The organism is Thauera sp. K11 (assembly GCF_002354895.1).
GTDB lineage: Bacteria > Pseudomonadota > Gammaproteobacteria > Burkholderiales > Rhodocyclaceae > Thauera > Thauera sinica.
Map to the genome: position 1 here is coordinate 157,211 of NZ_CP023439.1, position 26,160 is coordinate 183,370.

The 26,160-nt window shown below is 67.1% G+C and carries 32 protein-coding genes; 28 read left to right on the forward strand and 4 right to left on the reverse strand.

Annotation, left to right across the window (positions count from 1 at the left end; all coding sequences use genetic code 11):
- The first annotated feature begins 156 nt into the window (after positions 1 to 156).
- The 10 genes from CCZ27_RS00765 to murA all read left to right on the forward strand — a co-directional run bounded on the left by CCZ27_RS00765 (position 157) and on the right by murA (position 7,304).
- Positions 157 to 978 (forward strand): ABC transporter ATP-binding protein, encoded by an 822-nt coding sequence (locus tag CCZ27_RS00765; RefSeq protein WP_232516515.1) that lies wholly within the window; start codon positions 157 to 159, stop codon positions 976 to 978.
- Positions 975 to 1,766: a lipid asymmetry maintenance ABC transporter permease subunit MlaE gene (gene mlaE / locus CCZ27_RS00770; RefSeq protein ID WP_096444918.1), complete on the forward strand. Its 792-nt coding sequence runs from the start codon at positions 975 to 977 to the stop codon at positions 1,764 to 1,766. The genes CCZ27_RS00765 and mlaE overlap by 4 nt, the downstream gene beginning before the upstream one ends.
- Entirely contained in the window at positions 1,766 to 2,236 is a 471-nt protein-coding gene (gene mlaD / locus CCZ27_RS00775) for an outer membrane lipid asymmetry maintenance protein MlaD (RefSeq protein ID WP_198363327.1), read from the forward strand. Before mlaE ends, mlaD begins: the two co-directional genes overlap by 1 nt.
- 107 nt (positions 2,237 to 2,343) lie before the next feature.
- Entirely contained in the window at positions 2,344 to 3,135 is a 792-nt protein-coding gene (locus CCZ27_RS00780; protein ID WP_232516693.1) for an MlaA family lipoprotein, read from the forward strand.
- Positions 3,136 to 3,148: 13 nt separating this feature from the next.
- Positions 3,149 to 3,775, forward strand: a complete 627-nt coding sequence (locus CCZ27_RS00785; RefSeq protein WP_096444920.1) for an MlaC/ttg2D family ABC transporter substrate-binding protein — start codon at positions 3,149 to 3,151, stop codon at positions 3,773 to 3,775.
- Positions 3,772 to 4,068, forward strand: coding sequence for an STAS domain-containing protein (locus tag CCZ27_RS00790; RefSeq protein WP_096444921.1), 297 nt, complete (start codon positions 3,772 to 3,774; stop codon positions 4,066 to 4,068). The genes CCZ27_RS00785 and CCZ27_RS00790 overlap by 4 nt, the downstream gene beginning before the upstream one ends.
- Positions 4,065 to 4,964 carry an ABC transporter ATP-binding protein gene (locus tag CCZ27_RS00795; protein WP_096444922.1) on the forward strand — a complete coding sequence of 300 codons (900 nt, stop codon included), beginning with the start codon at positions 4,065 to 4,067 and terminating at the stop codon, positions 4,962 to 4,964. Before CCZ27_RS00790 ends, CCZ27_RS00795 begins: the two co-directional genes overlap by 4 nt.
- Before the next feature lie 40 nt (positions 4,965 to 5,004).
- On the forward strand, positions 5,005 to 5,778 hold the full coding sequence (locus tag CCZ27_RS00800; RefSeq protein WP_198363328.1) for an ABC transporter permease: 774 nt from the start codon (positions 5,005 to 5,007) through the stop codon (positions 5,776 to 5,778).
- A gap of 10 nt (positions 5,779 to 5,788) precedes the next feature.
- On the forward strand, positions 5,789 to 6,046 hold the full coding sequence (locus CCZ27_RS00805; RefSeq protein ID WP_096444924.1) for a BolA family protein: 258 nt from the start codon (positions 5,789 to 5,791) through the stop codon (positions 6,044 to 6,046).
- Between the two features lie 7 nt (positions 6,047 to 6,053).
- Complete coding sequence (gene murA / locus CCZ27_RS00810; RefSeq protein ID WP_096444925.1) at positions 6,054 to 7,304, forward strand: UDP-N-acetylglucosamine 1-carboxyvinyltransferase; 1,251 nt, start codon at positions 6,054 to 6,056, stop codon at positions 7,302 to 7,304.
- A 96-nt stretch (positions 7,305 to 7,400) separates the two neighbouring features.
- On the opposite strand, the gene rnk is transcribed toward murA, so the two are convergent.
- On the reverse strand, positions 7,401 to 7,808 hold the full coding sequence (gene rnk / locus CCZ27_RS00815) for a nucleoside diphosphate kinase regulator (RefSeq protein WP_096444926.1): 408 nt from the start codon (positions 7,806 to 7,808) through the stop codon (positions 7,401 to 7,403).
- Between the two features lie 142 nt (positions 7,809 to 7,950).
- Between rnk and hisG the strand changes: the two genes are divergently transcribed.
- Together hisG and hisD are read left to right on the forward strand one after the other, a co-directional pair.
- On the forward strand, positions 7,951 to 8,595 hold the full coding sequence (gene hisG / locus CCZ27_RS00820; protein WP_096452025.1) for an ATP phosphoribosyltransferase: 645 nt from the start codon (positions 7,951 to 7,953) through the stop codon (positions 8,593 to 8,595).
- A gap of 10 nt (positions 8,596 to 8,605) precedes the next feature.
- Positions 8,606 to 9,913, forward strand: a complete 1,308-nt coding sequence (gene hisD, locus CCZ27_RS00825; protein ID WP_096444927.1) for a histidinol dehydrogenase — start codon at positions 8,606 to 8,608, stop codon at positions 9,911 to 9,913.
- Between the two features lie 578 nt (positions 9,914 to 10,491).
- Here the strand turns inward: hisD and hisC are convergent.
- Entirely contained in the window at positions 10,492 to 11,565 is a 1,074-nt protein-coding gene (hisC, locus tag CCZ27_RS00830; RefSeq protein WP_096444928.1) for a histidinol-phosphate transaminase, read from the reverse strand.
- A gap of 155 nt (positions 11,566 to 11,720) precedes the next feature.
- Between hisC and hisB the strand changes: the two genes are divergently transcribed.
- From hisB to tatC, 10 genes are all read left to right on the forward strand, one after another.
- Positions 11,721 to 12,308: an imidazoleglycerol-phosphate dehydratase HisB gene (gene hisB, locus CCZ27_RS00835; RefSeq protein WP_096444929.1), complete on the forward strand. Its 588-nt coding sequence runs from the start codon at positions 11,721 to 11,723 to the stop codon at positions 12,306 to 12,308.
- Positions 12,309 to 12,377: 69 nt separating this feature from the next.
- Positions 12,378 to 13,016 (forward strand): imidazole glycerol phosphate synthase subunit HisH, encoded by a 639-nt coding sequence (gene hisH, locus CCZ27_RS00840; protein WP_096444930.1) that lies wholly within the window; start codon positions 12,378 to 12,380, stop codon positions 13,014 to 13,016.
- Between the two features lie 48 nt (positions 13,017 to 13,064).
- Positions 13,065 to 13,814: a 1-(5-phosphoribosyl)-5-[(5-phosphoribosylamino)methylideneamino]imidazole-4-carboxamide isomerase gene (gene hisA, locus CCZ27_RS00845; protein WP_096444931.1), complete on the forward strand. Its 750-nt coding sequence runs from the start codon at positions 13,065 to 13,067 to the stop codon at positions 13,812 to 13,814.
- A 22-nt stretch (positions 13,815 to 13,836) separates the two neighbouring features.
- Positions 13,837 to 14,595, forward strand: a complete 759-nt coding sequence (hisF, locus tag CCZ27_RS00850; RefSeq protein WP_096444932.1) for an imidazole glycerol phosphate synthase subunit HisF — start codon at positions 13,837 to 13,839, stop codon at positions 14,593 to 14,595.
- Positions 14,592 to 14,987, forward strand: coding sequence for a phosphoribosyl-AMP cyclohydrolase (gene hisI / locus CCZ27_RS00855; RefSeq protein ID WP_096444933.1), 396 nt, complete (start codon positions 14,592 to 14,594; stop codon positions 14,985 to 14,987). The genes hisF and hisI overlap by 4 nt, the downstream gene beginning before the upstream one ends.
- Positions 14,984 to 15,307 carry a phosphoribosyl-ATP diphosphatase gene (locus CCZ27_RS00860; protein WP_096444934.1) on the forward strand — a complete coding sequence of 108 codons (324 nt, stop codon included), beginning with the start codon at positions 14,984 to 14,986 and terminating at the stop codon, positions 15,305 to 15,307. Before hisI ends, CCZ27_RS00860 begins: the two co-directional genes overlap by 4 nt.
- Positions 15,308 to 15,318: 11 nt before the next feature.
- Positions 15,319 to 15,666: a histidine triad nucleotide-binding protein gene (locus tag CCZ27_RS00865; protein ID WP_096444935.1), complete on the forward strand. Its 348-nt coding sequence runs from the start codon at positions 15,319 to 15,321 to the stop codon at positions 15,664 to 15,666.
- A gap of 12 nt (positions 15,667 to 15,678) precedes the next feature.
- Positions 15,679 to 15,909 (forward strand): Sec-independent protein translocase subunit TatA, encoded by a 231-nt coding sequence (tatA, locus tag CCZ27_RS00870; protein WP_096444936.1) that lies wholly within the window; start codon positions 15,679 to 15,681, stop codon positions 15,907 to 15,909.
- A 91-nt stretch (positions 15,910 to 16,000) separates the two neighbouring features.
- A complete protein-coding gene (gene tatB, locus CCZ27_RS00875) occupies positions 16,001 to 16,444 on the forward strand; it encodes a Sec-independent protein translocase protein TatB (protein WP_096452027.1) in 444 nt (147 codons plus the stop codon).
- On the forward strand, positions 16,441 to 17,223 hold the full coding sequence (gene tatC / locus CCZ27_RS00880) for a twin-arginine translocase subunit TatC (RefSeq protein ID WP_096444937.1): 783 nt from the start codon (positions 16,441 to 16,443) through the stop codon (positions 17,221 to 17,223). The genes tatB and tatC overlap by 4 nt, the downstream gene beginning before the upstream one ends.
- A gap of 84 nt (positions 17,224 to 17,307) precedes the next feature.
- Here the strand turns inward: tatC and CCZ27_RS00885 are convergent, their stop codons facing one another.
- Positions 17,308 to 18,471, reverse strand: a complete 1,164-nt coding sequence (locus CCZ27_RS00885; RefSeq protein ID WP_096444938.1) for a Do family serine endopeptidase — start codon at positions 18,469 to 18,471, stop codon at positions 17,308 to 17,310.
- Between the two features lie 73 nt (positions 18,472 to 18,544).
- On the opposite strand from CCZ27_RS00885, the gene CCZ27_RS00890 reads away from it, so the two are divergent.
- Positions 18,545 to 19,300 carry a Nif3-like dinuclear metal center hexameric protein gene (locus CCZ27_RS00890; RefSeq protein ID WP_096444939.1) on the forward strand — a complete coding sequence of 252 codons (756 nt, stop codon included), beginning with the start codon at positions 18,545 to 18,547 and terminating at the stop codon, positions 19,298 to 19,300.
- Here CCZ27_RS00890 and CCZ27_RS00895 read toward each other — a convergent pair.
- Positions 19,287 to 21,200: a type IV pilus assembly protein FimV gene (locus tag CCZ27_RS00895; protein ID WP_157748395.1), complete on the reverse strand. Its 1,914-nt coding sequence runs from the start codon at positions 21,198 to 21,200 to the stop codon at positions 19,287 to 19,289. The genes CCZ27_RS00890 and CCZ27_RS00895 overlap by 14 nt on opposite strands.
- Before the next feature lie 209 nt (positions 21,201 to 21,409).
- Here CCZ27_RS00895 and CCZ27_RS00900 point away from each other — a divergent pair, with 209 nt between their 5' ends.
- The 5 genes from CCZ27_RS00900 (at position 21,410) to CCZ27_RS00920 (ending at position 26,081) form a co-directional block, all read left to right on the forward strand.
- On the forward strand, positions 21,410 to 21,964 hold the full coding sequence (locus CCZ27_RS00900) for a DUF2889 domain-containing protein (RefSeq protein ID WP_096452029.1): 555 nt from the start codon (positions 21,410 to 21,412) through the stop codon (positions 21,962 to 21,964).
- A gap of 241 nt (positions 21,965 to 22,205) precedes the next feature.
- Entirely contained in the window at positions 22,206 to 23,366 is a 1,161-nt protein-coding gene (sucC, locus tag CCZ27_RS00905) for an ADP-forming succinate--CoA ligase subunit beta (RefSeq protein ID WP_096444941.1), read from the forward strand.
- Positions 23,367 to 23,378: 12 nt separating this feature from the next.
- Positions 23,379 to 24,272, forward strand: a complete 894-nt coding sequence (gene sucD, locus CCZ27_RS00910) for a succinate--CoA ligase subunit alpha (protein WP_096444942.1) — start codon at positions 23,379 to 23,381, stop codon at positions 24,270 to 24,272.
- 168 nt (positions 24,273 to 24,440) lie between these two features.
- Positions 24,441 to 25,187 (forward strand): FHA domain-containing protein, encoded by a 747-nt coding sequence (locus CCZ27_RS00915; RefSeq protein ID WP_096444943.1) that lies wholly within the window; start codon positions 24,441 to 24,443, stop codon positions 25,185 to 25,187.
- 126 nt (positions 25,188 to 25,313) lie between these two features.
- Entirely contained in the window at positions 25,314 to 26,081 is a 768-nt protein-coding gene (locus tag CCZ27_RS00920; protein WP_096444944.1) for a 3',5'-cyclic-nucleotide phosphodiesterase, read from the forward strand.
- Positions 26,082 to 26,160 lie beyond the last annotated feature (79 nt).

The following is a 26,160-nucleotide window of genomic DNA, read 5'->3' on the forward strand; positions in this document are numbered from 1 at the left end:
TCCACGCGACTTGGAAATATGTTTTTGCCATTTCCTGGCACGCCTGCCCGAGCATTGCCGTCCGGCGACGAGGCGTTGTCGTCGCGCAACATTGTCGCGAGCCCGTCGTCATCGTCTGCTAAAATTGCCCGTTCTGAATTGGTTGAATTTTTTCTTGTGTCGATCTCCCAGGCCGATCAGTCCCCTCTCGTTTCGCTGCGTGACGTCCGCTTCGCCTATGGCGAACGGGAGGTCCTGCGCGGCATCGATCTGACCGTGCACCGTGGCCAGGTGGTGGCCATCATGGGCGGCAGCGGCTGCGGCAAGACCACGCTGCTGCGCCTGATCGGCGGGCAGTTGCGGGCGAGTTCCGGCGCCGTCGAGGTCGAGGGGCGCGATCTCGCGCATATGCCGCGCAGCGATCTCTACGCACTGCGGCGGCGCATGGGCATGCTGTTCCAGTTCGGCGCGCTGTTTACCGACATGACGGTGTTCGACAACGTCGCGTTTCCGCTGCGCGAGCACACCACCCTGCCGTCCGGCATGGTCCGCGATCTGGTCATGATGAAGTTGCAGGCGGTCGGCCTGCGGGGCGCCCATGCGCTCAAGCCGGCGGAACTGTCGGGCGGCATGGCGCGGCGCGTGGCGCTGGCCCGCGCGGTCGCGCTCGACCCGATGCTGATCATGTACGACGAACCGTTCGCCGGCCTGGACCCGATCTCGCTCGGCGTCATCGGAAGACTGATCCGGCGCCTGAACGATGCGCTCGGCGCCAGCTCGATCATGGTGACGCACGACGTGCACGAGTCGCTGCTGATCGTCGACTACATCTATTTCGTGTCGGAGGGCCGCATCGTCGCGCATGGCACGCCGGACGAGATCCGCGCCTCCACCGACCCCTTCGTGCACCAGTTCGTGCATGCCGAGGCCGACGGGCCGGTGGCCTTCCACTACCCGGCCCCGCCCATCGACGGCCTGCTGCAGGGGCGCCGTCCATGAACGGCCTGCTCGCGGCGCTGCGCCGGATCGGCGCGATGACGGTCGACGGCGTGTGGCGCCTCGGTTTCGCGATGCGCTTCCTCGCCGCCGTGCTGATGTATTCCGGCCAGTCGCTGCGCCGCATGCAACTGACGATGCGGGAGCTCTATTTCAGCGGCGTGCTGTCGCTGCTGATCATCGTCGTGTCGGGCCTCTTCGTCGGCCTGGTGCTCGGCCTGCAGGGCTACGAGACGCTGCAGCGCTACGGTTCGTCCGAGGCGCTGGGCGTGCTGGTGGCACTGTCGCTGACGCGCGAGCTGGGGCCCGTCGTCGCCGGCCTGCTGTTCGCCAGCCGCGCCGGTTCGGCGGTGACGGCCGAGATCGGCCTGATGAAGGCGACCGAGCAGTTGAAGGCGATGGACATGATGGCGGTGAACCCGATCGCACGCGTGGTGGCGCCCAGATTCTGGGGCGGCGTGCTGTCGATGCCGCTGCTCGCCGCGATCTTCTCTGCGATGGGCGTGTTCGGCGGCTGGCTGATCGGCGTCGTCGTGATCGGCGTCGATGACGGCGCGTTCTGGTCGCAGATGCAGGCAGCGGTGGATTTCCGCTACGACGTGATGAACGGCGTGATCAAGTCCGTTGTCTTCGGTGCGGCGGTGTCGCTGATCGCCGTGTTCGAGGGCTACGATTGCAGCCCGACGGCCGAAGGCGTGTCCCGCGCGATCACGCGCACCGTGGTGACGTCGGCGCTGGCGATCCTGGCGCTGGATTTCGTCCTCACCTCTTTCATGTTCCGGGGTCAATGATGAGTCGTACCACGCTCGACCTTTGGGTCGGCTTCTTCGTCGCGCTGGGCTTTGCCGCGCTGGTTTTCCTGGCGATGAAGGTCGGCAACTTTTCCGGGTTCAACAATGCGCCCACCTATGCCGTCGAGGCGCCTTTCGACAACATCGGTGGCCTCAAGATACGTGCGCCGGTCAAGAGCTCCGGCGTCGTCGTCGGCCGCGTCGCCGACATCCGCTTCGATCCGCAGCGCTACCGCGCAGTGGTCAGGCTCGAGCTCGACCGCCAGTACCCGTTCCCGCGCGATACCATTGCCACCATCCTCACGTCGGGCCTGCTCGGCGAGCAGTACGTCGGGCTCGAGGCGGGCGGCGATGAAGAGATGCTGGCCAATGGCGACACCGTCGCGATGACGCAGTCGGCCGTCGTGCTGGAAAAGCTGATCAGCCAGTTCATGTTCGACCGCGCCGCGGAAGCGCCGGCGCCGAAGTGATGTCGATCCAATTGTCGCGGGAGATCCGGGTGATGAAGAAGAACGAGGGCGCGGGATCTGGCTGTCCCGCTGTCGGCCGCCGCCTGTTGCCGCTGCTGGCGTCGGCCATGATGCTGGGCGCCTGCGCCAGCACTCCGCACAATGCCGGCGATCCGCTCGAGGGCTACAACCGCGCGATGTTCGCGTTCAACGAGCAGGTGGACAAGATCGTGCTGAAGCCGGTCGCCGAAGTGTACGACACGGTTCTGCCGACGCCGCTGCACATCGCCATCGGCAACGTGCTGGGCAATCTCGCCGATCCCTGGATCGGGATCAACAATCTGCTGCAGGGCAAGGTCGCGGACGGGCTGAGCGATCTGATGCGCTTCCTGGTGAATTCCACCCTCGGCTTCCTCGGCGTGCTCGACATCGCCTCCGAGGCGGGGCTGCCCAAGCACGACGAGGACTTCGGCCAGACGCTGGGGAGCTGGGGCGTCGGCGAGGGCGCCTATTTCGTGCTGCCTTTCTTCGGCCCGCGCACGATCCGCGATGCCGCCGCCTTCCCCGCCGACCTGATGGCCGATCCGACCTGGGACATCGGCCACATCCCGACGCGCAACACCGTCACCGCAGTCAAGGTCACTCACGAGCGCTGGCGCGGGCTCGGCACCGAGAAGACGCTGGAAGAAGGTACGCTCGACAAGTACGCCTACGTCCGCGACTTCTATCTCGAACAACGCCGTTACAAGGTTTTCGACGGCGCACCGCCGCGGGTGTACGAAGATTTCAACGGCGCCTCGTCGGTACCGCTCGGCAACGGCGTCGATGTCGCCGCCAGCACGGCGGTCGAAAGCCTGGAACTGCTGGGTGCGGCCGGCCCAAGGGCTGCTCCGCGCCGCAGCGTGGACGAACCGAACTGAACCGCTGAAGCCCATGAAACGCATTCTCGCCCTGTTTTGTATCTATCTCGCCCTGGTCGCCCCGGCCGCGACGGCGGCCGACATGGTTGCGCCCGACGTCCTGGTGCGCGACGTGACCAACGAAGTGCTGGCCATCGTGCGCGCCGACAAGGCGATCCAGGCCGGCGACACGCATCGCGTGCTCCAGCTCGTCGACGCCAAGGTGCTGCCGCATTTCGACTTCCGCCGCATGACCATGCTGGCCGTCGGCCGCGACTGGCGCGACGCCTCGCCGGCGCAGCAGGCGAAGCTGACCGAGGCGTTCCGTACGCTGCTGGTGCGCACCTATTCGAACGCGCTCACGCAGTACCGCGATCAGGTCATCGACTTCAAGCCGAGCCGTGCCGCCGACGCCGACACCCGCGTGCAGATCCGTACTGAGGTCAAGCAGGCCGGCGCCCAGCCGATCGGCATCGACTACATGCTCGAGAAGACGGACAAGGGCTGGAAGGTCTTCGACGTGGTCGTGGCCGGCGTCAGCCTGGTGACGAATTACCGCAGCAATTTTGCGCAGGAGATCCGCAACGGCGGCGTCGACGGTCTGATCCGCTCGATCGAGGACAAGAACCGTTCGCTCGAGGCGGAGCAGGCGCGCCAATGACGTCTCCCGCGGGCAACGTGCTGCGGCTCGAAGGCGCGCTCACCATGCGTACCGTGGCGGAAATGCTCGAAAGTGGGCGCCGGCGCGCATCCGAAGGCGATCTGGTGGTCGATTTCGCCGCCGTGACCGAGGCCGATTCCGCCGCGCTGGCGCTGCTGCTCGACTGGCTGCGCGCCGCGCGCGCCGCCGGCCATGAGCTTGCCGTCCGGGCGCTGCCCGCAGGGCTCGCCAGCCTGGCGGCGCTGTACGGTGTGGATGCCCTGCTGCCGCCATCCGGCGCCCGGCCGCAGTGAGCATGCCTGCCATCCGCATCTGCGGCGTCACGAAGCGCTACGGCGTCCTGCAGGCGCTCGGCGGCGTCGATCTGGAGATCGGACAGGGCGAGTTCTTCGGGCTGCTCGGCCCGAACGGCGCGGGCAAGACGACGCTGATCTCCTCGCTCGCCGGCATCGTCCGGCCCGACGGCGGCACGCTGGAGGTCATGGGGCACGACGTCGTCGGCGACTATCGCAACGCGCGGCGCAACCTCGGCGTGGTGCCGCAGGAACTGGTGTTCGACCCGTTCTTTTCCGTGCGCGAGCTGCTGCGCATCCAGTCGGGCTATTTCGGCATCCGCAACAACGACGACTGGATCGACGAGATCCTCGCCAGCCTGGACCTCGCCGGCAAGGCCGAGGCCAACATGCGCGCCCTCTCCGGCGGCATGAAGCGGCGCGTGCTGGTGGCCCAGGCGCTGGTACACCGGCCGCCGGTGATCGTGCTCGACGAGCCGACTGCCGGCGTGGACGTGGAGTTGCGCCAGGGCCTGTGGCAGTTCATTCGCAAGCTCAACCGCGACGGCCACACCATCGTGCTGACCACGCACTACCTGGAAGAGGCCGAGACCCTCTGCGGGCGCATCGCCATGCTGAAGGGCGGCCGCATCGTCGCGCTCGATACCACCGGGAACCTGCTGCGCCGCTTTGCCACGCACAGCCTGCAGGTACGGCTGCAGCGCCCGGCGGCGGGCATCGCGCTGGGCGGCACCGCGACCGGGGAGGGAGGCTGGATCGAGTTCGCGTTCGACAGCTACGGGGACGTCGAACCGCTGCTGGTGCATCTGCGCGAGGCCGGCGCCGGCCTGATCGAGATGCAGTTGGGGGCGCCGGATCTGGAGCGCGTGTTCGTGGAGGTGATGCATCGTGCGTGATCCGCAAGCCCGGCCGATGCCCGCGCCGCGTATCGGGCCGATGCCGGTCGAGTCGTCGTTCACCGGCTTTCGCACCCTGCTCTACAAGGAAGTGCTGCGCTTCTGGAAGGTGTCCTTCCAGACGGTGGCGGCTCCCGTGCTGACCGCGATCCTGTACCTGCTGATCTTCTCGCACGTGCTGGACCGCCACGTCACCGTCTACGGCGACGTGGCCTACACCACCTTCCTGGTGCCCGGCCTGGTGATGATGTCGGTGCTGCAGAACGCCTTCGCCAACAGCTCGTCGTCGCTGATCCAGAGCAAGATCACCGGCAACATCATCTTCGTGCTGCTGCCGCCGCTGTCCTACCGCGAGTTCTACGCCGCCTACGTGATCGCTTCCATCCTGCGGGGGCTGTTCGTCGGCCTGGGCGTGCTGCTGGTGTCGCTGCCCTTCGTCGATCTGCCGCTCGCCAACCCGCTGTGGGTGCTGGCGTTCGCGCTGATGGGCGGGGCCATCCTCGGCTCGTTCGGGGTGATCGCCGGCATCTGGGCCGACAAGTTCGACCAGCTCGCCGCCTTCCAGAACTTCCTCATCATGCCGCTGACCATGCTGTCCGGCGTCTTCTACTCCATCCATTCCCTGCCGCAGATCTGGCAGAACGTGTCGCACTTCAACCCGTTCTTCTTCATGATCGACGGCTTCCGATATGGCTTCTTCGGCCAGTCCGACACGTCGCCGTGGCTTTCGCTGGGTGTGGTCGGCGCCTGTTTCGTATCGCTTGCCGCGCTGACGCTGGCCATGCTCGGCCGCGGCTACAAGCTGCGTTCGTAAAGGAATTTCCATGTTTGAACCTAATGAGATCAAGCGTCTCATCGAGCAGGGCATGCCCTGCGAGTTCGTCGCCATCGAGGGCGACGACGGCGTGCATTTCACCGGCATCGTCGTCAGCCAGACCTTCGAGGGCAAGCCGCGGGTGCGTCAGCACCAGGCGGTGTATGCCACCCTCGGCCGCCTGATGGGCAACGAGATCCATGCGCTGCAACTGCAGACCTTCACGCCGGCGCAGTGGGAAGAAGGCCGCGGCGAACTGGGGATGTAAGCCGTCCATGGACAAGCTTCTGATAGAAGGCGGCAGCCGGCTGTCCGGCGAGATCGCGATTTCCGGCGCCAAGAACGCCGCGCTGCCCATCCTGTGCGCTGCGCTGCTGACGCGCGAACCGGTGACCTTCACCAACGTGCCGCAGTTGAACGACATCGGTACGCTGTTGAAGCTGCTGGGGCAGATGGGCGTCAAGATCGCCCGCGAGGGCAGCACCATCACGCTGGACGCGGCCGAACTGGGCGACCCGGTCGCGCCCTACGAGATGGTCAAGACCATGCGCGCTTCCATCCTCGTGCTGGGGCCGCTGGTGGCGCGCTGCGGCGTGGCCAGGGTGTCGCTGCCGGGCGGCTGCGCGATCGGCGCGCGGCCGGTGGACCAGCACATCAAGGGCCTGCAGGCCATGGGGGCCGAGGTCCGCGTCGAGCACGGCTACGTACACGCTTCGGTGCCGCGCCTGAAGGGCGCGCGCCTCTTCACCGACATGGTGACGGTGACCGGCACCGAGAACCTGATGATGGCGGCCTGCCTGGCGGACGGCGAAACGGTGATCGAGAATGCCGCCCGCGAGCCCGAAGTGGTCGACCTGGCGAACTGCCTGGTCGCGATGGGCGCGCAGATTTCCGGCGCCGGCTCCGACGTGATCCGCATCCGCGGCGTGGAGCGCATGCACGGCGCGACCCACCGCATCATGCCCGACCGCATCGAGACCGGAACCTACCTGTGCGCAGCGGCGGCCACCGGCGGCGAGGTGCGGCTGACCGGCACCTCGACGAGCTACCTGGATGCGGTGATCGACAAGCTGATGGATGCCGGCTGCGAGGTGGCGTCCGAACGCGACGCGATCCACCTCAAGGCGCCGGCCCGGCTCAATGCCGTCAGCCTGCGCACCGCGCCCTATCCGGCCTTTCCGACCGACATGCAGGCGCAGTTCATGGCGATCAACTGCGTGGCCAACGGCGTGGCAATGATCCGCGAGACGATTTTCGAGAACCGCTTCATGCACGCGGTCGAGCTGCAGCGGCTGGGAGCCGACATCCGCATCGACGGCAACACCGCGATGGTGCAGGGCGTGGCGAGACTCGAGGGCGCCACGGTGATGGCGACCGACCTGCGCGCCTCGGCCAGCCTCGTGGTGGCCGGCCTAGTGGCGGAAGGCGAGACGGTGATCGAGCGCATCTACCACCTCGATCGCGGCTACGAGAAGCTCGAGTCCAAGCTCGTCGCGCTCGGTGCGAAGGTGCGCCGGCTGGCCTGACCCGGCCGGTGCCGCCCGGTATGCCGGGCGGGCGCTACGGCGCGTGTCCGGCGGCTTCGCCCCCGTGGCGCCCCGGGCGTTCGCCCGCCGCGGCGCTCACAGATCGAACTGCCCGTTCGCCTCGGGCTGCCAGGTCACCTCCAGCACCTTCAGCCGGATGCTGTTGCCGTCCGGCGTCTTCCAATCGATGACCTGACCCGCCGACAGGCCCAGCAGCGCGCTGCCTGCCGGCGAGAAGATCGACACCCGGTTGGCCGCGGCGTGCGCGTCCTTGGGATAGGCGAGCGTCAGTTCGTATTCGCGCCCGGTGTTCTCTTCGAGGAAGCGCGCGCGGCTGTTCATCGTGATGACGTCCGGCGGCATGTCGGCCGGCTCGCGCACGTTGGCGCGTTCCAGTTCGTCGCGCAGGCCGTCGAGATCGCCGCGGCTGCGGAAGGCGGGGAGGGAGAGAAGACCCTCGAGGCGCTCGAGGTCGCTGGATGAAACGATGATCGAAGGTTGCACTTTGCCGGCTCCTGCTGCCGCGCGCGCGGCACTCAAAAAACAAATGGCCGAACCGCCGCGGGGCGGTCCAGCCAACCTGCCGCGAGGCTAACAGAACCGCCGCCGGGTTACAATGGCGGCCCGATCGACGAAGGTTTTCCACGTGTCCAGCATCACCCTCGCCCTGTCGAAGGGCCGCATCTTCGAAGAGACGCTGCCGCTGCTGGCGGCGGCGGGCATCGTCCCGACCGACAACCCGGAATCCTCGCGCAAGCTCATCATCGGCACCAACCGGCCGGACGTGCGCCTCGTCATCGTGCGCGCAACCGACACGCCGACCTACGTGCAGTACGGCGCGGCCGACCTCGGCATCGCCGGCAAGGACGTGCTGATCGAACACGGCGGCGCCGGGCTGTATCAGCCGCTGGACCTCAACATCGCCCGCTGCCGGCTGTGCGTGGCGGTGCAAAAGGGCTTCGACTATGCCGCGGCGACGCGCCCCGGCGGACGCATCCGCGTGGCGACCAAGTACATCAGCGCCGCCAAGGCGCATTTCGCCGGCAAGGGCATGCACGTGGACCTGATCAAGCTCTATGGCTCGATGGAACTGGCGCCGCTGGTCGGTCTCGCCGATGCCATCGTGGACCTGGTCTCCACCGGCAGCACGCTGCGTGCCAACAACCTCGAGGAGGTCGAGGAGATCATGCCGATCAGTTCGCGCCTGATCGTCAACCAGGCTTCGCTGAAGCTCAAGCGTGAACTGCTGCAGCCGTTGCTCGACGCCTTTGCCGGTGCGGCGAAACCCTGAGGACATCTCCATGAGTCAGACGCCGATCCGCCGGCTCGATGCCCGCGATCCCGAGTTCCTGCCCACCCTCGATGCCCTGCTCGCCTTCGAAGCCGAGGCCGACGAGCGCATCGATGCCGCCGTGACCGAGATCCTGCGCGCGGTGCGCAACGTGGGCGATGCCGCGGTGGTCGAATACACCCGCCGGTTCGATGCGCTGGACGTGCATTCGATGGCGTCGCTGGAACTGCCGAAGTCGGACCTGCGCGCCGCCCTCGACGGCCTGAGCGTGGAACAGCGCGACGCGCTGCGCACCGCCGCCGACCGCGTGCGGGTCTATCACGAGCGGCAGCGGAGCGAGTCCTGGGAATACGCCGAGGCAGACGGCACGCGCCTGGGCCAGAAGGTCACGCCGCTCGACCGCGTCGGCCTGTACGTGCCGGGCGGGCGCGCATCGTACCCGAGTTCGGTGCTGATGAACGCCATCCCGGCCAAGGTGGCCGGCGTCGGCGAACTGATCATGGTCGTGCCCACGCCGCGCGGCGAGCGCAACCCGCTGGTGCTGGCGGCGGCGGCGATCACCGGGGTGGACCGCGTGTTCACGATCGGCGGCGCACAGGCGGTGGCCGCACTGGCCTACGGTACGCAGACCATTGCGCAGGTCGACAAGATCGTCGGCCCGGGCAACGCCTTCGTCGCCGAGGCCAAGCGCCGCGTCTTCGGCACGGTGGGCATCGACATGGTGGCCGGTCCGTCCGAGGTGCTGATCCTTTCCGACGGCAGCGGCCACGCCGACTGGGTGGCGATGGATCTCTTCGCGCAGGCCGAGCACGACGAACTGGCGCAGTCCATCCTGCTGTGCACCGACGCGAATTTCATCGATGCGGTGCACGATGCGATCGACCGCCTGCTGCCGACGATGCCGCGCCGCGAGACCATCGCGAAGTCGCTCGCCAACCGCGGTGCGCTGATCCGGGTCGACAGCCTCGAGCAAGCATGCGCGCTCGCCAACCGTATCGCGCCTGAGCACCTGGAGCTGTCGCTGGAAAACGCCGAGGCGTGGATCGACCACATCCGCCATGCCGGCGCGATCTTCGTCGGCCACTGGGCAGTGGAAGCGCTTGGCGACTATTGCGCCGGCCCCAACCATGTGCTGCCGACGATGCGCAGCGCGCGGTTCTCGTCGCCGCTGGGCACCTACGATTTCCAGAAGCGCACCAGCATCGTCAATATTTCCGCGGCAGGCGCCCAGCACCTGGGCAGGATCGCGTCCATCCTGGCCCATGGCGAGGGTCTGCAGGCGCATGCCCGTTCGGCGGAGATGCGGCTGAAGGTTTGAGCGCCTGCCGGCGCGCGCCTCGTTTCACGATCATACGAACCGGTTGCGCCGACATGTCCCGGGAATGCCGTGAGGCGATCAAGGACTGATGGCGAGTCTCGTCGCGACCACGCGAGTCAGGCGTGTCCGGGGTATTCATGGCGCGGGCGAGGACTGTCCGAGCCCGAAGGGCGAGTTCCGCAGCCCGCAGAATGAATACCCCGGGCGCGCCTGACGGATAGAACGCGCTTGCTCACGGAGTCGCAATACCGGCCTCCTGTGCTGAAGGACGGCTTCATTGGTGAGAGGCGTTCGTTGCGGCCGATCCGCCGGTGCTGCGCGGGGTGTTCGCTCTGCCGGCTGCGGAACTCGCCCTCGCTGCGCTCGGTGCTCGGACAGTCCTCGCCGGCGCCGCGAACACCCCGCACATCACCGGCTCGCGATGGTGCCCGCCTGATGTCAGTAATGCGCGCTGGCCGGTTCCGATACTTGAGACCAGGGAGCGGGAGCGGCCCTGCCTAGGCAGTTTCTGCCCGTGTAAAGGGTGTCTTCGGTGTCGCTTCGTCGGGCGTGCAGAAGCGGGGCCGGATGCGGTGTTCTCAGCAACCGAGGATTTCCTTCAGCGCATCCACCAGGATTGCGCACTGCTCGTCCGTCCCGACCGTGATGCGCAGGAACTGGTCGATCCTCGGTGCCCGGAAGTGGCGCACGATGATCGCGCGCTTCCTCAACTCCGCCGCCAGTTCGGCACCGTCGCGCCGCGGATGGCGGGCGAAGATGAAGTTGGCTGCCGACGGCAGGACCTCGAAGCCGAGTGCGGCCATCCGCGAAACCAGAACCTCGCGGGTAGCGATGACCTTGCGGCAGCTTTCCTGGAAGTAATCCTCGTCTTCCACTGACGCGACCGCTCCTGCGATCGCCAGCCGATCCAGGGGATAGGAGTTGAAGCTGTTCTTGACTCGCTCGAGCGCCTCGATCAGCGACGCATGGCCGGCGGCGAAGCCCACGCGCAGGCCGGCGAGCGAGCGGCTCTTGGAGAAAGTGTGGGTCACCAGCAGGTTGGGGTGGCGGTCGACCAGGGCGATCGCGCTGTCGCCGCCGAAATCCACATAAGCCTCGTCGATCACCACCACCGCCTCCGGATTGGCGGCGACGATGCGTTCGACGTCCGCCAGCGCGAGCAGCCGGCCGGTGGGCGCGTTGGGGTTGGGGAAGATGAGCGCCCCGGCGCGGTCGTCGCCCCGCGGCAGGTAGTCCTCCACCCGGATCGAGTAATCCTCCGCAAGCGGGATCGTGCGGTGCTCCACGTCATACAGGCTGCAGTAGACCGGATAGAAGCTGTAGGTGATGTCCGGGAACCACAGCGGGCGGTCATGCTTGAGCAGCGCCATGAAGGCGTGCGCGAGCACCTCGTCCGAGCCGTTGCCGACGAAGATCTGCTCCGGCTGCAGCCGGTAGCGCTTCGCCAGTGCCGCCTTCAGCGCGTCCGCGTTCGGGTCCGGGTAAAGGCGCAGGGTATCGCCGGTGGCGGCGCGGATGGCTTCCAGGGCCTTCGGCGACGGGCCGCAGGGGTGCTCGTTGGTGTTGAGCTTGACGAGCTTGTCCAGCTTGGGCTGCTCGCCCGGCACATAGGGGGTCAGGCCGTGGACGACGGCGCTCCAGTAGCGGCTCATGCGGTTGTCGGCAGATGTGGGGGTCGGGGCGATCGGCGGGGCGCGTGCAACGCTGGCGTGCCCGCCCGGTCCGTTGCATGGGCCGCGCATTGCAGCCAGTTTGCCGGGCGATGGTATCATGGCCCGGACCGACCCATTCCCCGCCCGTACCAGCCATGCGGCAAGCCGACGTCACACGCAACACCCTCGAAACCCGGATCTCGGTGCGCATCGATCTCGATGGCACCGGCAAGGGCGTGCTCAACACCGGCGTTCCCTTCCTCGACCACATGCTCGACCAGATCGTGCGCCACGGCCTGATCGATCTCGAGGTCCATTGCGAGGGCGACACCCACATCGACGATCACCATACGGTCGAAGACGTCGGCATCACGATCGGCCAAGCTTTCGCCCGGGCGCTCGGCGACAAGAAGGGCGTGCGCCGCTACGGCCATGCCTACGTGCCGCTCGACGAGGCGCTGTCGCGCGTGGTGGTGGATTTTTCCGGCCGCCCCGGACTGCACTATTTCGTGGATTACACGCGTGCGCGCATCGGCAACTTCGACGTGGATCTCGTGCGCGAGTTCTTCCAGGGGTTCGTCAATCACGCCGGCGTGACGCTGCACATCGACAACCTGCGCGGCGACAACGCACATCACCAGTGCGAGACGGTGTTCAAGGCGTTCGCCCGCGCGCTGCGCATGGCCGCCGAGCGCGACGAGCGTGCGGCAGGCGTGATTCCGTCCACCAAAGGCGCGCTCTGAACGGCCGATGCTCCGGCCGCTACAGCCTTTTCGCAACGACTCCTTCGTCATTCTTCAGCGAGTTTCCCGATGACCTCAGTGGCCATCATCGATTACGGCATGGGCAACCTGCGCTCCGTCGCCAAGGCGATCGAGCATGTCGCGCCCGGCCACGACGTGTTCGTGACTTCCGACCCGGCGCGCGTCGCCGCGGCGTCCAGGGTCGTGTTCCCGGGACAGGGCGCGATGCCCGACTGCATGCGCGAGCTGGATCTGCGCGGCCTGCGGCCGGCGGTGCTCGAGGCGGCGGCGGCGAAACCCTTCCTCGGCATCTGCATCGGCGAGCAGATGCTGTTCGATCACAGTGCCGAAGGCGACGTGCCGGGGCTGGGCATCCTCCGCGGCGAGGTGCTGCGTTTTCCCGACGAGCGCATGGTCGCCGCCGACGGTGCGCGCCTGAAGGTGCCGCACATGGGCTGGAACGAGGTCTGGCGGAGCGCGCCGCATGCGCTGTGGGAAGGCATCGCCGACGGCGAGCGTTTCTATTTCGTGCATAGCTACTACGTCGAGCCGGCGGACTCTGCCGATGCGGCCGCGCATACCGACTATGGCGTGCGCTTTACCAGTGCGGTAGCGCGGGCTAATATCTTCGCGGTCCAGTTCCATCCCGAGAAAAGCGCCTCAGCCGGTCTGCGCCTGCTCGCGAATTTCGTCCAGTGGGCGCCCTGACTCGATCTTTGCCCGCTTTCCTTTCCTGCTCAAGAAATCTGATCCGGTATGTTGCTGATCCCCGCCATCGACCTCAAGGACGGTCATTGTGTGCGCCTGAAACAGGGCGAAATGGATGCCGCCACGGTGTTCTCGGAAGATCCCGGCGCGATGGCCCGGCACTGGCTCGATGCCGGCGCCCGCCGGCTGCATCTGGTGGACCTGAACGGCGCTTTCGCCGGCAAGCCGAAGAACGGCGCGGCGATCCGGGCGATCACCGACGAGGTCGGCGATGACGTGCCGGTCCAGCTCGGCGGCGGCATCCGGGATCTCGACACCATCGAGCACTACCTCGACAACGGCATCACCTACATGATCATCGGCACCGCGGCGGTGAAGAACCCGGGCTTCCTGCACGATGCGTGCAGCGCCTTTCCCGGCCACATCATCGTCGGGCTCGATGCCAAGGACGGCAAGGTGGCGGTCGATGGCTGGTCCAAGCTCACCGGACACGACGTGGTCGATCTGGCGAAGAAGTTCGAGGACTATGGCGTGGAGTCGGTCATCTACACCGACATCGGCCGCGACGGCATGCTGTCGGGCGTCAATATCGAGGCGACCGTGCGGCTGGCGCGCGCATTGCGCATCCCCGTCATCGCCAGCGGCGGCATCACCGACCTGCGCGACATCGATGCGCTGTGCGCGGTCGAGGAAGAGGGCATCATGGGTGCAATCACCGGCCGCGCGATCTACGAGGGCACGCTGGATTTCGCCGCCGCGCAGGCGCGGGCCGACGAACTGAACGGTGTCACCGAATGAACTCCATCGCCGAGCGCCGCTGATGCTCGCCAAACGCATCATCCCCTGCCTGGACGTCAATGCCGGGCGCGTCGTGAAGGGCGTCAATTTCGTCGAACTGCGCGATGCCGGCGATCCGGTGGAAATCGCCCGCCGCTACGACGAGCAGGGTGCGGACGAGATCACCTTCCTCGACATCACCGCCAGTTCCGACGCGCGCGACATCATCCTGCACGTGGTCGAGAAGGTCGCCGAGCAGGTCTTCATTCCGCTGACCGTCGGCGGCGGCGTACGCAGCGTGGACGACGTGCGCCGGCTGCTCAACGCCGGGGCGGACAAGGTCAGCATGAACACCGCCGCGGTCAACAATCCTCAACTCGTGCATGACGCGGCGAGCAAGGTCGGCAGCCAGTGCATCGTCGTCGCGATCGACGCCAAGCAGACCGGGCCGGGCAAGTGGGAGGTCTTCACCCACGGCGGCCGCAACAATACCGGCCTCGACGCGATCGACTGGGCGCGCCGCGTGGAGGCGCTCGGAGCGGGCGAGATCCTGCTCACCAGCATGGATCGCGACGGCACCAAGATCGGCTTCGACCTAGGGCTCACCCGCGCCGTCTCCGACGCGGTGCGCATCCCCGTCATCGCCAGCGGCGGCGTCGGCACGCTGGAGCATCTTGCCGACGGCGTCACCGAAGGGCGCGCCGACGCGGTGCTGGCGGCGAGCATCTTCCATTTCGGACAGCACACAGTGCGCGAGGCCAAGGAGCTGATGCGCGCGCGGGGCATCGAGGTGCGGTTGTGAGTGTCGGCACGAAGTGGCTCAACGAGGTCAAATGGGACGCCCAGGGCCTGGTGCCGGTGATCGCCCAGGAAGCGTCGTCCGGCGACGTGCTGATGTTCGCCTGGATGAACCGCGAGGCGCTGCAGCGCACTGCGGAAACCGGCGAAGCCATCTACTGGTCACGTTCGCGGCGCAAACTGTGGCACAAGGGCGAGGAATCCGGCCACGTCCAGAGGGTGCTCGACATCCGCATCGACTGCGACAACGACGTGGTGCTGCTGAAGATCGAGCAGGTGGGGGGCATCGCATGCCACACCGGGCGTCATAGCTGCTTCTTCCAGAAGTACTTCGCCGATGGCCGCTGGGAGGCCGTCGAACCGGTTTTGAAAGACCCGCAGGACATCTACAAATGATCGACATCGAAGTGCTGCACCGCGTATCCGATACGCTCGCCGAACGCAAGCGGGCCGATCCGGATTCTTCCTACGTGTCCAGCCTGTATGCCAAGGGTACCGACACGATCTGCAAGAAGGTGGCCGAAGAGGCCGCCGAGACGATCATGGCGGCCAAGGACAAGGACATGCTGCACCTCGTGTGGGAGGTCACCGATCTCTGGTTCCACTCGATGGTGCTGCTCGCCCATCACGGCCTGTCGGTCGATGACGTGCTCGCCGAGTTCCGCCGCCGCGAGGGCGTTTCGGGCATCGACGAGAAGAAGTCGCGCACCACCTGAGGACGCTGGCCATGAGCGACTGCCTGTTCTGCCGCATCGTGCGCGGCGAGATACCCGCACGCAAGGTGTACGAGGATGAGCACATCCTCGCCTTCCACGACATCAGGCCGCTCGCGCCGGTGCATGTCCTGGTGATCCCGAAGGAGCACGTCGATTCGATGGCACATCTCGAGCCCCGGCACGAGGCCGCGATGGGCCGCCTGCTGGTCGCTGCCGCGCGGATTGCGCGGGATCAAGGCTGCACCGACGGCTTCCGCACTATCGTCAATACCGGAAGGGTCGGTTTGCAGGAGGTGTATCATCTGCATCTGCACATTCTGGGCGGCGCAGATCCCCTGCCGCCCATGTTGAAGCGCTAAGGAGAGCGGTATATGGGTTCATTCAGCATCTGGCACTGGCTGATCGTGCTGGTCATCGTCATGCTGGTGTTCGGAACGAAGAAGCTGCGCAACATCGGATCGGATCTGGGTGGTGCGGTGAAGGGCTTCAAGGAAGGCATGAAGGAGGGCGACGCCACGGCCGGTTCCTCCCAGCAGAAGATTGCCGGCGACGGCCAGACCATCGAGGGTGAAGCGCGCGAAAAGGTCGACAAGACCTCCTGAGCGCCACGTCCGACACGTCCAGGGGCGCCCGCTGCGGAGCGCCCCTTCGTTTTCGCGCCTCGCCTGGCGGGTGCGCGGGTTCGGGAACAACATGTTCGATTTCGGTTTTTCGGAACTCGTCGTCATCGGGGTGGTGATGCTGATCGTCGTCGGCCCCGAGCGCCTGCCCAAGGTGGCGCGCACCGTCGGCCATCTGCTCGGCCGGCTGCAGCGTTACGTGTCGGACGTGAAGTCCGACATCCAGCGGGAAATGCAGCTCGAGGAACTGAAGAAGCTCCAGGAGCAGGTCAAGCAGCAGGCGCATACGATCGAGAGTTCGGTGCGCGAGCAGGCGGCGAGCGTGGAAGCCGAACTGGGCCGCGCCGATGAGGAATTGCGTGCGCTGGAAATTGCCGCGACCGGTGCCGCTCCGGTCGCCGATGCTGCGACGGCAGCCGGCCAGGAGGCCGCACCGGTCGAGGATGCGCCGGCCAGCACCCAGCTGGAACTCGGTCTCGCGTCTCCCGGCAAACCGGCCGAGGCGGACAAGGCATGAGCGAGCAGCAGGAAACCTTCATCGCGCATCTCATGGAGCTGCGCGACCGGCTGTTGCGCGCCATCGTCGCAGTGGTCGTCGTGTTCGCCTGCCTGATGCCGTGGGCAGGCGACATCTACGATCTCCTTGCCAAGCCGATGATGGCGACGCTGCCCGCCGGCACGCATATGATCGCCACCGGGGTGGTGACGCCCTTCTTCGTGCCGGTGAAGGTCACCATGCTGGTCGCGTTCGTCGTCGCGCTGCCGGTGGTGCTCTACCAGGCATGGGCCTTTATCGCCCCCGGCCTCTACGTGCACGAACGCCGTCTCGCGGTGCCGCTGGTGATCGGCAGTTGCCTGCTGTTCCTGATGGGCATGGCGTTCTGCTACTTCTTCGTGTTCGGCACGGTTTTCAAGTTCATCGCCGAATTCGCGCCCAAGAGCATCGTTCCGGCGCCGGACATCGAGCAGTACCTTTCCTTCGTGATGTCCATGTTCATTGCCTTCGGCATCACGTTCGAGGTTCCGGTGGCGGTGATCCTGCTGGTCAAGGCGGGCGTCGTCGATGTCGCCAAGCTCCGGGAGATCCGGCCGTACGTGATCGTCGGCGCCTTCATCGTCGCAGCGATCATCACGCCGCCCGACGTCGTGTCGCAGTTCATGCTCGCGGTCCCGATGTGCCTGCTCTACGAACTCGGGATACTGCTCGCGAACGTGGTGTCGCGCCCCGCCCGGGCGAGCGAGGGCACCGCACTCTCGGTACCCGATACGGACCCGGGGCAGTCGGACGGGCGCTGAGCCCGCTGCGCCACCTGGCCGGCCACTTGCCCGAAACGCAGGGGCCGGCGCCGCAGACGTCGTCGTCGGCGCTCAGCGCCGGACTCAGCGTGCCGGGGTGGCTGGCGTCGGGCGGCGGCCGATCTCGACATCGACCTCCACCGCTTCCGCTCCGCGGCGCATCCTGAAACGCGCCTTGCGGCCCGGTTCGAGCGCGGCGACGAAGTCCAGCATCGATCGCGGGTCGGTGATTTCCCTGTCGCCGATCGCCACCAGCACGTCGCCCGGCCGGATGCCGGCGCGATCGGCCGGGCTGTTGCGCAGGACGCCGGCGATCAGCGCGCCCGTCGCGTCCTGCAGGCCGAAGGATTCCGCCAGTTCCGGCGTGATGTCCTGGATCTCCACGCCGACCCAGCCTCGCGTGACCTCGCCGCGGGCGACGATCTGCTCGAGCACATTGCGCACGATCGACACCGGGATCGCGAAGCCGATGCCGAGCGAACCGCCCGAGCGCGAGTAGATCGCGGTATTGATGCCCACGAGGTGGCCTTCGCTATCCACCAGCGCGCCCCCGGAGTTGCCGGGGTTGATTGCGGCATCGGTCTGGATGTAGTTCTCGAAGGTGTTGATGCCGAGCTGGCTGCGGCCGAGCGCCGAGACGATGCCCATCGTCACTGTCTGCCCGACGCCGAAGGGGTTGCCGATGGCAAGCACGACGTCGCCCACGTGAAGCCCGGAGGCGTCGGCAAAGGTGATCGACGGCAGCTCCGCGTCGGCGACGATCTTCAGAACCGCCAGATCGGTCTCGGGGTCGCGGCCGACGAGGCGTGCGCCGAACTTGCGCCCGTCGTTGAGGGCGATCTCCATCGCATCTGCGGATTCGACGACGTGGTTGTTCGTCAGGATGAAGCCGTCGGCGCTTACGATCACGCCCGAGCCGAGGCCGGAGGCGCGCTGCCCCTGGTCGCCGTTGAAGCGGTCGCCGAAGAAGTGGCGGAAGACCGGATCGTCCAGCAGCGGATGGCGCGGTCCGCCAGCCGTTCTGCTGGTGACGATATGCACCACGGCCGGCAGCGAACGCTGCGCGGCCACCGCGTACGAGCCGGCGGCCGGCATCGTCGAGCCGTCGCCCGCCGGCGCTTCGCGCACGGCCACCACGGTACCGGGTGCCGCCTCGCGGAGCCATTCCGGCTTCAGGGTGTTGAGGACGAACAGCACCGCGACGCTGATGGTCACGGCCTGAGCGAAGATAAGCCACAGACGGCGCATAATGGCGGTCGATCGGGGGAAACGCGGGGCAGGGCACTCAAGCCCTCGCCTGCAAGAACGGAGTGGAAAGGCCATGCAACTCAGGGCGCTGCACGAGCATCTGGATGCACTGCTGGAGGCGTCGAGGCTCAAGGATTATTGCCCAAACGGTCTGCAAGTGGAAGGACGCTCCGAGGTGCGGCGCGTACTGTGCGGCGTGACTGCCAGCCAGGCGCTGGTCGACCATGCGGTGAATGAGGGCTACGACGCCGTGCTGGTCCATCACGGCTATTTCTGGCGGGGCGAGGATGGCCGCATCACCGGCGTGCGCAAGCGGCGGCTGCAGGCCCTGCTGGCGCACGACATTAGCCTGATCGCCTACCACCTGCCGCTCGACGTGCATCCGGAACTGGGCAACAACGCACAGTTCGCGCGGGTCATGGGGTGGACGGGCGAAGGGCGTTTCGCCGATCAGGATCTGGGCTGGATCGGCCGCCCGGCGGCGGAGCCGGGCGCCGAAACCGCTGGCTGCATCGCCCGTTCGATCGCCGCGCGGCTCGGCCGCGAACCCATGCTGGTCGGGGATGCCGGGCGGCCGGTACGCAGGATCGCGTGGTGCACAGGGGCGGCGCAGGGCTATTTCGAGCAGGCGATCGCGACGGGTGCCGATCTCTACGTTTCGGGCGAGATATCGGAACAGACGGTGCATCTGGCGCAGGAGTCCGGCGTGCCCTACGCCGCGGCGGGGCATCATGCCACCGAGCGCTACGGCGTCCGCGCCCTCGCGCAGCATCTTTGCGATGTCTGCGGCATCGACGCGGCGTTCGTTGACCTTCCTAATCCGGTCTGACCGCGCCGTCCTCCGGCTGCGCGGTGTCGGCGACCTTCATCGCATAGGTCCGATACGAGCCGAGTTCCTGCTCGAGAATCCCTTCGAGCGTGAGCAAGTCGTCGATCATGGCGAACGTCAGGCCCTGCCGCGAGCCGTCGCGATTGTCGCGCAGCAGTTGCTGGACGTAGTTCTGGCACTCGCGCGAGCCCCACAGCGCCTCCAGCCGGGCGGCGATGTGCGGCATGCTCTCGAGCGAAAGTGAGGTGCTGCGCAGGCTGTCGTAGTTGTCCCAACTGACCCTGCGGACGTTGAAGGTCTTGTTCAACTGGCGCGACAGTTCCTCGAACTCGCTGCGCAGGCCGGCTGCGCGATAGACGTCGAGCAGCTTCAGCCACGGCGTGATCGCCTGCCGCGGATTGCCTTGGATGAACTCGGCCAGCGTATCGGCGGCGCCCTGCAGCCGGCCGAAGCTCATCATGATTTCGGCCAGCTCGACGGCGGACTTGTGGTCCTCGGAGGGATCGTGCTCGCCGCCGGCGGCGGACGGTTTCGACGTGGCCGGTCTCTGGCCGACCGGCGCCCAATCGATCCGCGAGTCGGTCTCATCGGTCGCGCCCCTGTCGCTGCGGGCTGCCGCATGGGTACCGGCACGGCCGGCCGCCTGGGGTGGCGCGGCGTGTGACGGCCTTACTGCCGGCTGCGCCGCAGGAAGCTTTGCGGTACCGGTACGACGGCGCATCAGCGCGGCGAGGACGAGCAGGGTCGCAAGGAGCAGACCGCCGCCCAGCGTCCAGTCGTGCCAGCTCCTGCTCCGCGCTTCCGCCGGAGCGGGCTCGGCGGCCTGTGCGGCATCCGGGACCGCGACGGGCAGCGGAGGCGCGGCGACGGCGAGCGCGCGCGCCTGTTCCTCCAGTCGCGAATGGATCTGCTCCAGATTCTTGATGCGCGAGAGCAGCTCCATCTCGGCCACGATGCTGCGATCGATGGCTGCGACGAGTTCCCGCTCGCGCGCGCTCGCGTCCGGATGGACTCCCCGCGGCGTCGGCGTGAGGCCGGCGGCGGCCAGGGTGGCCGGCGTGCCGGCCTCGTGTCCGCCGGGCGCGACGACCACGCGATCGTTGCGCGTTGCGGGGGACGAAGGCCGTGGTGCCGGGGCGGCGGCGCGTGCCTGCGTTGCCGGCGCCGCGGCCTGCGCGCGGACGGGCGGCCTCTTTCCTGCTTCGCCGGACAGCGCCTGGCGCGGCGACGCCAGCCGGCGCAGGTCCGGGATCTTCACCGCGGTGCCGGGGGGCAGTTCGGCGCGCAGCGATGCCGGGTTGGGAAAGAGTTCCGGGTTTGCCGCAGCGGTTGCCTGGGTGAAGCGCCGGCGTGCCGCCACATCGTCGGGGTAGAGGGCGCCGGCGAGGCTGGCGAGCGATTCGCCCGCGGCGGTGGACCAGGTGGCGCGGTTCGACGCGGCGGCGGCCGGCGTGCCGGTCCGCGCCGCGGCTGGCGCTTCGCGGGCATGGGCGGCGGCCGGCAGCGGGGAGCTTGCCGGGTCGGGCAGCAGCAGGGTGTATTCCCGGCGCAGTCGGGCGTCGCAGATGTTGGCGAGCGCGAGCCGGATCGCTGGTTCGTTGACCGGCTGGCTGCTGCTGACGACGATGCGGGCGGAGGCACCCCGGCCGCTGCTGCCGATGCGTCCGTTCTTCAGCCAGGAAAGGTCGCGCGCCGCATCCTCCGGGACCACGACGCGCAGGCAGCCGGCGAGATCTTCGGCCGAGCCCGAGGCGATCCCGATCTCGGCCCGGAACGGCTCGCCGATCGCCGACAACGAGACGATTTCCCCCAGCGCGGCGGCGGCGACCGAGGCGGCGGGCAGCATGCTCGAGATGGCGGCGGCAAGCGTCGCGGCGATCGGTAACCGTCTTGTTTTCATTGTCCGCCCGGGCGGCCGTGGTGATTGATGATTGATGCAGCAGCTTTTATCAGACTATCCGGACTGCTTCCAGTGATGGCGCACACACTCCGGGACCATTTGTGACAGGACGTGAAATTTTTCGATGCCGCCCGCCGGCCGCGGTGGAGTGCCGCGCCGGCGCCGCATCGGATAACATCGCCAACTTCCATACGCCGTCGTACGTCACCATGCCTCTTCCGCCGCCCCACCCATCCCGGCGCCGGGTCCACACGCGCCGCATCGAAGTCGAGGGGTACCTGCGCGACGACGGGCTCTACGACCTGGAGGCGTCGCTGAGCGACGTCAAGGATCAGGACTTCCCGATCTCCTCCGGGCTGCGTCGCGCCGGCGATCCGGTGCATCTGATGCGCGTGCGGCTGACGCTCGATGGCGAATTCAACATCGTGGATGCCGTCGCCTGTTCCGACCGGGTGCCCTACCCGGGACACTGCGACACCATCGGGCCGGCCTACCGGGCGCTCATCGGCCTGAACCTGGTGCGCGGCTTCCGGCGCACGGTGGGGGAGATGTTCGCCGACGTGCGCGGCTGCACGCACCTGAGCGAGTTGCTGCTGGCCCTGCCGACCGCTGCGATCCAGACCTTCGCCAGCTTCCGGCGCGACGACGAGGATACGGTGGGCAAGCCGTTCCAGCTCGACCGCTGCCATGCGCTCGAGACCTCGTCCGAGGCCGTCCGCCGCTACTATCCGAAGTGGTATCGCGCGCCGCACCGCGAGGATTGATGCAGCGCGGCGGCCCGGCTGCGCGCTGCATCAGGCGCACCGTAATTATGTATAATCCGAAAGTCTTGGGGTAAGCACGTATTGCGCGTGGCTTTTCCGGATACGAGGCCGGCTGGTTCCGGTCGGGGGCGGCGGAAGGCGGAGGAGGGAGACGACGCCTGCCGCGGAGCGATGCTCCGAACCGTGCCATCAACCTGTTCGCGGCGGACTTGCCCGCCGCGGCTTTGATCGAAGGGCAACCATGAAGATTCATGAGTATCAGGCAAAAGAACTGTTGCGGAAGTATGGCGTCGTCACGCCGCGCGGCTTTCACTGCGTTTCCGTCGACGGGGCGGTGAAGGCGGCCGAGGAACTCGGCGGCAAGATCTGGGTGGTGAAGGCCCAGATCCACGCGGGCGGCCGTGGCAAGGGCGGCGGCGTCAAGCTCGCCCGTTCGCTCGACGAAGTGCGCCAGCACGCCAGCGACATCCTCGGCATGCAGCTCGTGACCCACCAGACCGGCCCCGAGGGCCAGAAGGTGCGGAACCTGCTGATCGAGGAAGGCGCCGACATCAAGAAGGAATACTACGTCGCCGCGCTGACCGACCGCGCCACGCAGAAGGTCGCGATGATGGCCTCCTCCGAAGGCGGCATGGACATCGAGGAAGTCGCGCACAGCACGCCCGAGAAGATCATCAAGGTCTTCGTCGACCCGCTGGCCGGCCTGACCGACGGCCAGGCCACCGAACTGGCCAAGGGCATCGGCGTGCCGGAAGGCTCGATCGACAAGGCGGTCGACGCCTTCAAGAAGCTCTACACCTGCTACATGGAAACCGATGCCTCGCTGGCGGAGATCAACCCGCTGATCCTCGAGGGCAACGGCAACATCAAGGCGCTCGACGCCAAGTTCAACTTCGACTCCAACGCGCTCTTCCGCCATCCGGAGATCGTCGATTTCCGCGACTTCGACGAAGAGGACGCCGACGAGATCGAGGCTTCCAAGTTCGACCTGGCCTACATCAGCCTCGACGGCAACATCGGCTGCCTGGTGAATGGCGCCGGCCTGGCGATGGCCACCATGGACACGATCAAGCTGTTCGGCGCCGAGCCGGCCAACTTCCTCGACGTCGGCGGCGGCGCGACCACCGAGAAGGTCACCGAAGCCTTCAAGATCATGCTCAAGAACCCCAAGGTGAAGGGCATCCTGGTCAATATCTTCGGCGGCATCATGCGCTGCGACACCATCGCTACCGGCGTGATCGCCGCCGCCAGGGAAGTTCATCTCTCCGTCCCGCTCGTGGTGCGCATGAAGGGCACCAACGAAGACCTCGGCAAGAAGATCCTCGCCGAGTCGGGTCTGCCGATCATCTCCGCCGACACCATGGCGGAAGCTGCGACCAAGATCGTCGCCGCTGTTCAGTAAGGAGAGTTCCGAATGTCCATCCTGATCAACAAAGACACCAAGGTCATCACCCAGGGCATCACTGGCAAGACCGGGCAGTTCCACACCGAGAAGTGCCAGGAATACGCCAACGGCAAGAACTGCTTCGTCGCCGGCGTGAATCCGAAGAAGGCGGGCGAGAAGATCTTCGACATCCCCATCTTCGCTTCGGTGAAGGAAGCCGCCGCCGAGACCGGCGCCACCGTGTCGGTGATCTACGTGCCGCCGGCGGGCGCGGCCGACGCCATCTGGGAAGCCTGCGAGGCCGACCTCGACCTGGCGATCTGCATCACCGAGGGCATCCCGGTGCGCGACATGCTGGTCGTGCGCAACAAGATGAAGCAGAAGGTCGCCGCCGGCGGCAAGGAAACCCTGCTGCTCGGCCCCAACTGCCCCGGCCTGATCACGCCCGACGAGATCAAGATTGGCATCATGCCCGGCCACATCCACAGGAAGGGCCGCATCGGCGTGGTGTCGCGTTCCGGCACGCTGACCTATGAAGCGGTGGCGCAGCTCACCGAGATCGGCCTGGGCCAGTCGTCGGCGGTCGGCATCGGCGGCGACCCGATCAACGGCCTCAAGCACATCGACGTGATGCGCATGTTCAACGACGATCCGGACACCGACGCGGTGATCATGATCGGCGAGATCGGCGGCCCGGACGAGGCCGAAGCCGCGCAATGGTGCAAGGCCAACATGAAGAAGCCGATCGTCGGCTTCATCGCCGGCGTCACCGCGCCTGCGGGCAAGCGCATGGGCCATGCCGGCGCGCTGATCTCGGGCGGTGCGGATACCGCCGATGCCAAGCTCGCCATCATGGAAGAGTGCGGCTTCAAGGTGACCCGCAACCCGTCGGAAATGGGCAAGCTGCTGAAGTCGCTGCTCTGATCCCGGCGGCATCCGTCCAGTATCGAAAGCGCCGGTCGTCCGGCGCTTTTTTTTGTCCGCGATGCGTGCGCGGGGCGCTAGAATCCCCGGCACGGACCGGAGGCCCGGTGCATCCGGCAACGAAATCAAGCGCGTCCCCCGGCGGGGGCGGATCGACGGGTACACGCAATGCCGAAGCTGATCCTCAGCATGGACGGGCTCGTTCTCAAGGAGATCGTGCTCAACAGGGAGCGGACCTCCATCGGGCGCAAGCCGAACAATGACATCCAGATCGACAATCTGGCGATCAGCGGGCAGCATGCGGTCATCACCTGCATCCTCAACGACGCCTTCCTGGAAGACCAGAACAGCACCAACGGCACCTATGTGAATGGCCAGCCGGTCAAGAAGCACGTGCTGCAGAACAACGACGTGATCGAGCTTGGCAAGTACCGGCTGAAGTATCTCGTCGATACCTCGCAGCCCGGGCTGTCGCCGTCGGAAATGGTCGAGACGTCCGCGCTGAAGCCCTTCGAGATGCCGGCGACTGCCACCGACGTGGCGCCGCCCGGCGCACGGCCGGCCGCCGGCGACGGCGGAGGGCTGAGCACCCAGGTGCTGGCCGCCGACGCGCTCGAGCGCTTCGAGCAGACCGCGGCGCGCCGGCCGGAGCGGGTCGGCATGCTGCAGGTGCTGAGCGGTGCGAACGCCGGCCGCGAACTCGAACTGGTCAAGTCGCTCACCACGCTGGGCAAGCCGGGGCGCCAGGTGGCGGTCATCACCCGCCGGCCGCAGGGCTACTACATTACGCACGTCGAGGGGTCGGTCTTTCCGACGGTCAACGGCCGCGTGCTGGACGCGCAGGCACACCTGCTCAATGATCATGACATCATCGACATCGCCGGCGTGAAGATGGAGTTCTTCCTGCGCCAGTGACGGCTGGAAGCCTCGTGATTTTTGGCACATCGGCCGCGCCGGGCCGGTGCTAAGGTCCGGGGCTACGTTGGTCAATGTGGATTCGAGGGGGCCGTACCCGGCACAGCACGCCGGCCGTGATCGTGTATGAAGCTCAAAGTACTCGGATGCAGCGGCGGAATCGGCGGGGCGCAGGCGCGCACGACGTCCTTTCTGGTCGACGAGGACATCCTCGTCGATTGCGGCACCGGCGTCGGCGACCTCGAACTCGATGCCCTGATGCGGATCGACCACATCTTCATCTCGCATGCGCATCTCGACCACATCGCCGCGCTGCCCCTGCTGATCGACTCGGTGGGGGAGGCGCGCGGAGCGCCCATCATCATCTACGCGACGGCCGAGACGATACGCATCCTGCGCTCGCACATCTTCAACTGGCTGATCTGGCCGGACTTCTCCACCATTCCGGACCGCCTCCGCCCTTTCATCCGCTTCCAGCCGATCCGCATCGATGAACCGGTGCGGCTGGGCCGGCGCAGCATCACCGCGTTTCCCGCCCATCACACCGTGCCCGCCGCGTCGTACTGCCTCGACAGCGGTGCGGGGCAACTGTTCTATTCGGGCGATACCGGCTATTGCCCCGAACTGATCGCCGCCATCAATGCGCAGCCCGCCCTGCGCCACCTGATCGTCGAGACCGCGTTCTCCGACGAGCAGCGCGGGCTGGCGCTGGCCTCGCGCCACCTGTGCCCCGGCATGGTCGTGGAGATGCTGGCCGAACTCGCCGTGACGCCCGAGGTGCACATCAGCCATCTCAAGCCGGGGCAGGGCGACCGCATCATGCAGCAGATCGCGGCGCACGAACCGCGGCTGCAGCCCCGGCGCCTGATGCAGGGGCAGGAACTGGAGTTCTGACCGTGCCTGTTCGCATATCCGCCCCGCGGCGCCTGGCGCCCGGACCCGGAATCCGCCGCAACCCCTTTTCCAGCGCGCC